Origin of the sequence: Kitasatospora sp. NPDC059812, assembly GCF_042732075.1 — a bacterium.
Taxonomy (GTDB): Bacteria; Actinomycetota; Actinomycetes; order Streptomycetales; family Streptomycetaceae; genus Kitasatospora.
In genome coordinates this window covers 64,293-65,855 of sequence record NZ_JBHWIO010000006.1, presented here as the reverse complement: position 1 = coordinate 65,855, position 1,563 = coordinate 64,293, and the positions used below count along the sequence as shown (strand labels likewise).

At 72.9% G+C, this 1,563-nt stretch carries 2 protein-coding genes; both read right to left on the bottom strand.

Features of this window, described 5'->3' with window-relative positions; all coding sequences use genetic code 11:
• Positions 1–150: 150 nt before the first annotated feature.
• Positions 151–888: an SDR family NAD(P)-dependent oxidoreductase gene (locus ACFV6D_RS04935; RefSeq protein WP_380368869.1), complete on the bottom strand. Its 738-nt coding sequence runs from the start codon at positions 886–888 to the stop codon at positions 151–153.
• Positions 889–984: 96 nt separating this feature from the next.
• Complete coding sequence (locus ACFV6D_RS04930) at positions 985–1,416, bottom strand: Rrf2 family transcriptional regulator (protein ID WP_380423767.1); 432 nt, start codon at positions 1,414–1,416, stop codon at positions 985–987.
• Positions 1,417–1,563: the final 147 nt, after the last annotated feature.

The window sequence follows — 1,563 nt, the reverse complement described above, 5'->3', positions numbered from 1 at the left end:
CCGCGGGCGGCGGCTCCGCTCTTGCCTCTGCGGGGGCCCCGGCGGCGGCGCCCCGCGCGGCGCGGGGGGGGGGGGGGGGGGCGGGGGCGCGCCCCCCCCCCCCCCCCCCGCTTTTCCACTCCGCTCAGGTTCTGTCCCGAGGTGAATCCCCTAGAGCTGGGTGACGCCGCCGTCGACGAGCAGTTCCGCGCCGGTGGTGAAGGAGCTCTGGTCCCCGGCCAGGTAGAGGGCGGTGGCAGCAACCTCCTCGGGTCGGCCGATACGGCCGAGCGGGGTCGTGGCGACGGCCTGGTCGACCTGGGGGTACGCCGCCCGCAGCTCGTCGGCCCCGGGGGTCGCGACCGGGCCCGGGGTGAGGGCGTTGACCCGGATGCCCCGGCCGGCGAGTTCGGTGGCCCAGGTGCGGGCGAGGCTGCGGATCGCGGCCTTGGTGGCGGCGTAGACGCCCAGGCCCGGGACGCCGCGCAGGGCCGCGCTGGAGGAGAGCAGGATCACCGAGGCGCCGGCCGACAGCAGCGGGAGGGCCTTCTGCACGGTGAAGACCGTGCCCTTGAGGTTCACGGAGGTGGTGTGGTCGTACTCCTCCTCGGTGATCTCGCCGAGCAGGCCGAAGTCCCCGAGGCCGGCGTTGGCCACGACGACGTCGAGCCGGCCGCTGCGTTCGGTGATCTCGGCGAAGAGCCGGTCGAGGTCGTCGAGCTTCGACACGTCGCCCCGGATGCCGACACCCCGGCTGCCGACCTGCTCGACGGCGGCCGCCAGCTCGGCTTCGCGGCGCCCGGTGAGGTACACGGTCGCCCCCTCGGCGGCGAAGCGGCGGGCGATGGCCAGGCCGATGCCGGTGGAGGCGCCGGTGACGAGGGCGGTCTTGTTGTCCAGCTGTCCCATGAGATTCTCCGAATCTTGACGTAACTATTCTTGTTACATTTTTGGGCACAAAAAGCGGCGCAGGAAGCGACGCAGGAAGCACTGCCACGGCCGAGGCTAGGCGGCCTTCAGCACGTCGCGCAGCACATCCTCCAGCGTGGTCCCCGCCAACTCCCGGCGGAGGGTGGCCTCGATCCCGCCGTAGACGGCGGCCATCACCGGAGCGATGCCGTGGCCCACGACGCACTCGGGGTCGGGCGTGGCGGGGTGCAGGGCGAAGATCGGTCCCGGCTCCACCGCCTCGTAGACGTCGAGCAGGGTGATCGCCGACAGGTCCCGCGACAGCGTCCAGCCGGCCCCGGCACCCCTTCGCGAGTCGACCAGGCCCGCCTTGCGCAGCTGGGCCAGCAGGCGGCGGATCACCACCGGGTTGGTGTTGACGCTCGTCGCGATCTGCTCGGAAGTGGCGACCTCGTGGCCACGGCGCTGGTACAGCCCGATCCAGGTCAGGGCGTGCGCGGCGACGGTCAACCTACTGTTCGCACTCATGCCGCCCATCACCCCTCTCCATGTCGTAACTGTAATAGTTACATCAGCCTACGACAAGCCCCGGCGGAGTCGAGGGGGGGGGGGGGGGGGCGGCCGCCCCCCCCCCGGGGGAACTCCTCGGGGGGGTGGGGGGGTGGGGGGGTGGCG